Annotated in this window: 7 protein-coding genes; 1 reads left to right on the forward strand and 6 read right to left on the reverse strand. The window is 46.5% G+C overall.

Annotated elements, in window-relative coordinates:
- Positions 1-13 precede the first annotated feature (13 nt).
- The 4 genes from DWX62_RS19935 to DWX62_RS19950 form a co-directional block, all read right to left on the reverse strand.
- The gene (locus DWX62_RS19935; RefSeq protein ID WP_005831216.1) at positions 14-718 is read right to left on the reverse strand and encodes a hypothetical protein; all 705 of its coding nucleotides are present in this window, start codon (positions 716-718) and stop codon (positions 14-16) included.
- Between the two features lie 6 nt (positions 719-724).
- Positions 725-1435, reverse strand: a complete 711-nt coding sequence (locus DWX62_RS19940) for a hypothetical protein (protein ID WP_005831218.1) — start codon at positions 1433-1435, stop codon at positions 725-727.
- 230 nt (positions 1436-1665) lie between these two features.
- Positions 1666-2514: a carboxylating nicotinate-nucleotide diphosphorylase gene (gene nadC, locus DWX62_RS19945; protein ID WP_005831220.1), complete on the reverse strand. Its 849-nt coding sequence runs from the start codon at positions 2512-2514 to the stop codon at positions 1666-1668.
- Positions 2507-2899, reverse strand: coding sequence for a DUF4783 domain-containing protein (locus DWX62_RS19950; protein ID WP_005831222.1), 393 nt, complete (start codon positions 2897-2899; stop codon positions 2507-2509). Before DWX62_RS19950 ends, nadC begins: the two co-directional genes overlap by 8 nt.
- Before the next feature lie 94 nt (positions 2900-2993).
- Between DWX62_RS19950 and rlmH the strand changes: the two genes are divergently transcribed.
- Positions 2994-3467: a 23S rRNA (pseudouridine(1915)-N(3))-methyltransferase RlmH gene (gene rlmH, locus DWX62_RS19955; RefSeq protein ID WP_005831223.1), complete on the forward strand. Its 474-nt coding sequence runs from the start codon at positions 2994-2996 to the stop codon at positions 3465-3467.
- A 6-nt stretch (positions 3468-3473) separates the two neighbouring features.
- Here rlmH and DWX62_RS19960 read toward each other — a convergent pair whose 3' ends face one another.
- On the reverse strand, positions 3474-6407 hold the full coding sequence (locus tag DWX62_RS19960) for a bifunctional fucokinase/fucose-1-phosphate guanylyltransferase (protein ID WP_256373138.1): 2934 nt from the start codon (positions 6405-6407) through the stop codon (positions 3474-3476).
- Positions 6408-6542: 135 nt separating this feature from the next.
- The coding region (locus tag DWX62_RS19965) for a sugar transferase (protein ID WP_133303679.1) at positions 6543-6931 on the reverse strand (389 nt) is incomplete at its 5' end.

The raw sequence follows: 6931 nt of genomic DNA on the forward strand, positions 1-6931 counted from the left end.
TAAAGAACGGAGATTACTTATATTTGGCTTTCAATACTTGAATCTGCTTGGCCAGCCTTTCATCCAATTCATCAAATTCATGCCAATACAGAAAACCGGGAACCATGTTGACGTAATTGATAAATTTCTTATACTGCACAAGAAACAAGGCCTGGTCCCGAAGACCGTCGCCACCGTCAAAAACATTCGCCCACTCCCTGGACATGGCAGCACTCATAAGAGCATCTGTTTTCGTTGCATAGTAATCACTGACATCCTTTTGTTTCCTGCCCAACTCAAAATAAGTCTGCAATACATCCTGCAACATACGTTTGTCCGGTATATACTGCATCAATGAAGAACCTTTCAGCACATCCAGCGCATCTGTCCTATAAGAAAATTCATCCATATTATTGAAAAACTTGCCATACTTCCACAGAGTATCTGTCGGTATCTTGGATACATCCATATCATGTTCCCTCAACAACAGACTCATGTGTATGTCAATATCCAACAAGTGCTTTATATTACGGAGCTCCTGCCTATTATATTCCAACTCTTCCGTTACCAACTGCATCGTAGCACGCACTTCCTTTTGGCGGGCATTCTCGGTAATCCGGTCATTTCCCCAGAAAGTGACAATGATGCCCGCAGCCACAATACTGAACTGGCGGAAATAATCACCTATGCGCCAACTTTTTATCTTATGGTTCAACCTGTTAAAGCTTGTCTTTCCCATATCTTTTCATTCTAAATGATACTTTTTCTCAAGCGCTTGTATTGCCTCGTCTATACGTTTTCCCACACGTTCTACATAGTCCGGCGTAAAATAGTTCCGCGCTACCCTGACAAAGTTCCGTACCGACCTGTCCGACAAGTAAATATCCCACGCCTCATATCCTCCACGATTTATCTGGTCCGTCTGTTCATCAGTCAATGCCAAATGGAAAGGAACCATAATTTCGTCCTTCATATCGTAATAGCCATTCATAGTCGCCCTAAATCCATCCAATACCTCATAGATTCCGGTCAACTGCAACAGTAGCTCTTTATCTGAAATCTTCTGCATCAACATGGAGTTTTTAAGTATATCCAATGCATTCTGACTATAATAAAAACTGCGGATATGCCCCATAAGAAAGCGGAACTGTATCAATGAATCTTCTGGTATCGTCCGATGCTTTAAGTCATACTCCACCAATAAGCTGGAAAGACGTTCATCCTCTCTAAACTCTGAAACGATACTCTCATAATTCTCCCGGTTGCTTTTCAGTTCATCCCTAATCAGCGACATGGTGGCTTGAATATCTTTCTTCTCGGAGTTTTGAGTAACCAACTCACTACCGGCAAAGGTAATCAGTACACCAATCACCACAATGGAAGTCTGCCGGATGTAGTCTCCCACTTGCCAACCTTTGACAGTTGTTTTTACTTTATTCCATGTTATGTTTTTCATATCTTCCTACGCTATTATCCATTACTCTGAAACACATCATCCGTTATAGCCAAACGCATCATCTATCCGTCCCCAACAGACCATCTGTTTCACCCCAATACACCATCTGTTTTTTCAGGAGTCATTACTCTGCTGGTTATCAAGAGAAAGCCTCTCATAAGTCTGCCGTAATGCAACATTCTTTATGAGAGGCTTTCCTTATTATTCTGCAATAATGCTTTCCGCCTTTGTCAACATGCTTTAAAGCTCATGTCCAATCCTTTCACAGAGTGCGTCAAAGCTCCTACGGAAATAAAATCCACACCGCATTCGGCATAGTCGCGGAGCGTATCAAACGTGATGCCGCCGGAAGATTCCGTTTCATAGCGGCCGCCTACCATCTCTACGGCCTTCTTTGTCATTGCCGGCGTAAAGTTGTCGAACATGATACGGTCTACACCACCCAAATCGAGCACTTGCTGCAATTCGTCGAAGTTGCGCACTTCTATTTCTATCTTGAGGTCCTTGCCTTTTCCCTTGCAATATTCCTTCGCACGGTTGATGGCCTTGTCGATGCCTCCCGCAAAGTCCACATGGTTGTCTTTCAGCAAAATCATATCGAACAAGCCGATACGGTGGTTTACGCCGCCACCGATTTTCACTGCCATTTTCTCGAGGATACGCATGCCCGGAGTAGTCTTGCGGGTATCAAGTACACGGGTATTCGTACCTTTCAGTTGCTCGGCATACTTATGTGTCATGGTGGCAATGCCACTCATGCGCTGCATGATGTTCAGCATCAGACGCTCCGTTTGCAACAAAGACTGTATCTTGCCTTCCACAATCATGGCCACATCGCCCGGCTTTACGGCTGTACCATCATTAATGAACACTTCCACCTTCATGGTAGGATCGAAACGGCGGAACACCTCCTTTGCTATCTCGATACCGGCCAGGATGCCCGGTTCTTTTATCAACAGTTTGGATTTGCCCATTGCCGTAGCAGGAATGCACGAAAGGGTTGTATGGTCTCCATCGCCTATATCTTCGGCGAAAGCCAGGTCTATCAGCCTGTCAATCAATTCTTCTTCCTTATTCATCTGTTTTATCTATCCTTATTTGATGTATGACATATTTGTTCTGTACTTTTCTGAAGAAACAATTCACCCGAAAGTTTCCATTTGCGGTCATCAAGATACCGATGACGAAACCGGACTCATCGCGCTTCCCCTGATGGTTCACATTAAAACTGCCGACCTTGTGGTTGGAGAAGAAAGCAGCCATTGTGCCCTCTGCCGTCCGCTTATCGGCGTGGGTCGACTTATTCTGAATGATTAAATCGACCTTGTCACCCAGATACTTGTTGAGCTCCTGAGAGTTTCCTTCCTTGAAGGCTCCAATCACTCCCTCGGGAACATTCTGGGCCAGCAGCACAGACGTCCAAATGAAGAGACCGGTCAACAAAAAGATTACCCGTTTTTTCATTTTCACAAGTATTTATGATAGGCAAAGGTAAGCATTTGTCTCAAAATACAATAAAAAAATGCTAAATTTGTGCGCTAATCAAAACAGAACCAGTATGAAAACTACTCTGCTCGTTGTAGGACGAACTGTAGAACAACACTTTATAACAGCCATCAACGACTATGTGCAACGTACCAAGCGTTATCTCTCATTCGAGATGGAAGTCATCCCCGAACTGAAAAACACCAAGAGTCTCTCCATGGAAGTGCAGAAGGAAAAGGAAGGGGAACTGATATTGAAAGCTCTCCAGCCGGGAGATGTGGTCGTACTGCTGGACGAAGGTGGAAAAGAAATGCGCTCCATAGAGTTTGCAGACTATATGAAGCGCAAGATGAATACCGTGAACAAACGGCTGGTATTTATTATCGGAGGCCCTTACGGATTCTCCCCCAAAGTGTACGAAGCGGCACACGAGAAGATGTCCCTCTCACGCATGACCTTTTCCCATCAGATGGTGCGCCTCATCTTTGTGGAGCAACTCTACCGGGCGATGACCATACTGAACGGGGGGCCGTATCATCATGAATGATGAATTTCAGCTCCGCGACACCTGGAATCCCTTATCCGAGAGTGACATTTCTACGAACCTGGCTCTCGGATTCGGTACATTCAGCGTCAAGGTCTCACGGATGCGCAGGGCTGCCTGCGGATCCTTAGCCACCATATACAGATAACCTCCCCCACCGGCTCCCGGCAGTTTATATCCTAAGGTATAGTCTTTTATCTGACAGATGATGTCCTCTACGGCAGGAGGATTTGTTCCACTGTCCAGTGCCTTCTTCTGCATCCATGTCTTGCCTACCAGTGTTCCGAAACTCTTGAAGTCATTCCGTTGAATGGCTTCGGCCATATCCAAGGCATGTGCTTTCATCTCTTCTAATAACCCCAGGTGCAGGGAAGAGTTGAGGAACATGGAGCGTACTATTTCTGCAAGGATGCCCTTGGCTGTACGCGTAATGCCCGTATAATACAGCAGATGGCAATCTCGGTATTCCGGATGGGTAAACAAATGCTCGGGCAACCAGCGTACCAATGGCTGCTGGGCAAATCCAGCCTCCGTCTGCAACAGTTTGATACCTTGCAGTACCCCACCGTATTGGTCTTGCCAACCGCCACCGGTCGTCAGCAACTGTTCCAGGGCAAGCGTACGGCGGCATATTTCGTTCTTATCCCACATCAGTCCGCAAAAGTCACTCAATGAACCCAAGACAGTAGAAGCCAAAATGGAGCTTGTGCCCAGACCGGAACCTGCAGGTATGGCAGAAAGCAATGTAATCTCTATACCTGTGCCGAAGGCTTCCAGTTGTTTTTCCAGCGAAGGATAAGCCGTTTCTGAAAAAGCCGGAACAAACCCGGCCAGCGCCAATGCTGCTTTGGGAATGGAAAAGGGGGAACCTATCATGCAATAGGATTGCAATTCCTCAAAAGTATTCACCACCTCCATGGCTCCCATATCAATGGAGCGCAACACGATGCGATGCTCCGCGCAAGGTTTGATGTACACTTGTAAAGGCGGCTGCCCGTTCAGTTCAATGGCAATATTCACCACACTCCCACCGGCAAACAAGGAGTAAGGCGGAGTGTCCGTCCATCCTCCCGCCATATCTATGCGTACGGGGCTACGCCCCCATACAATCTGGTCACTATACACATTCAGGCGAGGACTGCTCTTGCGTTCATACAAATCAGTCAGCAATCCTTCGCGCAACAAGTTGAATGCGGCCTGCTCATCTGCCTTGAAGTCCCTTCCGTCCAGCTTCTCAATCTGTGCACGCAGCATCCGGTTATGGATACGCTGCATCAGCGAGGCATCTGTCGGCAACACTTCCGGCTTGTCAATGCCGAATTTATGGAATTCACCGGCCACATCCATCAAGTCGAGTTGATAGAATACACTCTTTGCATGGTTGCGTGCCAGCACTTCCCAGTTTCCTTTGCAGAAGCTCTCCCGCTGTGCATACAGCAGACGCAAGTCGGCTTGTGCTGAAATTTCGTCGGCGGACAACCGACGACTTTCCAGCCAGACAGCCTTTCCTTCCGTCAAGCCCGGTTCGGAAACCATCCATCGAAGCACTGTCCCCATCTGCTCTTTATCTTCCACAACCGGGAAGATGGCAGCAGCCTGCAGGTCCTCTTTTCTGCCGGTGATGTCTTCCACCGACAATTCCCGTTCGACCAGCCATTCCGAAAACGACATTCCAAGGAACAGTGTCTTTTCATCCCGAATATCCCCCTTAAAAGTATCGTCAAAACCATAGGGGCGTACTGCCCAGCGCTGGTCGGCAAGCGGAACTATATCAATGCAGATACCGTCTGGAATGGTCAGCCTCCAGTCATTCTTGGGAACACCCGTGATAATCTGCCGTGCCCCCAGCCGCCAAGAAGCCCCAACAAAGCTATTTTCAATCCAAAGACTGTCGTTCTTCGGAGTAAGGGGGAGATGCACTTCTGCATTCTGCACAAAGATGGCCGGATTGGGCTTCAACTTCCGGTGCATAATCTGGCGCTGGTCGTAGACCTTATTCTGTAAGGTGACGGTTGAAGACAACAGTTCGCGGCTTGTTCCATAATGGTAGAATTCGCCTCCGGGCAAAGGCAATATGGCGACGGAGAGGCTATTCAGCTCTTCATCCTCAATACGGGGATGATTTCCTAAGGACAAGCCAAAGTCAGCATACAAGTCATAGTATTTCAAGTCGGAATATGGCGTATCCACGTCCAAAGCCCCATCTGCCTTCTGCGAACGTTTCATCAGCAAGTCAACGGCCCGGTCGCTCAATAGCCAGATGCCGATATCCATTAAAAAGAGATGTGTCTTGGAGAGGTTTTCCAATTCCTCCAGAGAGGGTTTCTGAAGCATGAAGTCCAAGGATTCCGGCTGATTCCGATCCGAGACAAACACACCATGATGTGTAGCGAGCAACGGGTCTACCCACAATCCGTAGCACACCACATCTGCATCGGGAATCTCTTGAAGCGGCTTTTCCGCACGGATATACACATCACCGCTGGCAATCAGCGTACGCAGCCTTTCGGGAGCACGCTCCATAATCTTTTCGTAAAGTGGGAGTTGAAGGGATAATAAATTCTGTCCCAGTTTTTGTCCACGCGCCCAGCGAAACACCGGAATCGGGGTCAATATCTTGCCCGACGGTGCATATCCCGGTAAACGACGGCTTTGTCCTCCGGCATGCAGCAGAATACGCTTCTCTGCTGGAAGGCTTTTCTCTGTTGGAATGCACTTTTCTGTTGGAATACGCTCCTCCGCCAAATACTTCCTATCCCGTTCCTTCTGCCATTCTCTCAAGAGCCAGGTAGTTCCCCCGCCCGAGCCAAGTTTCATTCCCACCGGGTCGGAAGTACAAAACCATTTCGTACGGTCCACATTTTCCAGTTCATAGAATGCCGACACCAGATTAGGCGGCAAAGACAATAATTTCTGCATATCAATTGCTGTATTGCTTACTATTTGACAGCAAAGTAAAACAATATTGGGCAATTGACATAAGTTCTAACAATTTTTTCCGAAAATAATTCCCTTATTTTGTTTTACGAACATAATGAGGAATAAATAACCAGTTTATAACCATGCACAATCGTCTTTTCAATGTATGATACTCCATATGGTCAAAAAGATAATTTTGAAATATTCTTTCACTGACCGATGATTGATATATTTCATATTATACTGTATCTTATCCGGTAAAATCCGTTCTACATACGCTTTATCCGCATCATCAGCCTGCCCAAGTATAGTATTCTCATCAACATATTCTATGGAAGCATAATCTGTTATTCCAGGACGAACAGAAAGTATTTTACGTTGTTCATCCGTATATAGTTCTACATACTTTCGGACTTCCGGACGTGGGCCTACTAAACTCATATCACCTTTCAGTACATTAAATAACTGAGGTAGCTCATCTAATTTATATTTGCATACGGAAGTTACGAAAAGAGTGTAATTTATTGGAAATGAGCGTAGGTTAATTG

The sequence above is a fragment of the Bacteroides sp. AF20-13LB genome, assembly GCF_003603065.1.
Lineage (GTDB): Bacteria > Bacteroidota > Bacteroidia > Bacteroidales > Bacteroidaceae > Bacteroides > Bacteroides uniformis.

Excerpts from the sequence above, each read along its gene's own strand:
- nadC (WP_005831220.1), bottom strand. The coding sequence starts at position 2,514 with ATGAATAAGGAAGAAGAATTGATTGACAGGCTGATAGACCTGGCTTTC.
- rlmH (WP_005831223.1), top strand. The coding sequence starts at position 2,994 with ATGAAAACTACTCTGCTCGTTGTAGGACGAACTGTAGAACAACACTTT.
- DWX62_RS19935 (WP_005831216.1), bottom strand. The coding sequence starts at position 718 with ATGGGAAAGACAAGCTTTAACAGGTTGAACCATAAGATAAAAAGTTGG.
- DWX62_RS19940 (WP_005831218.1), bottom strand. The coding sequence starts at position 1,435 with ATGAAAAACATAACATGGAATAAAGTAAAAACAACTGTCAAAGGTTGG.
- DWX62_RS19950 (WP_005831222.1), bottom strand. The coding sequence starts at position 2,899 with ATGAAAAAACGGGTAATCTTTTTGTTGACCGGTCTCTTCATTTGGACG.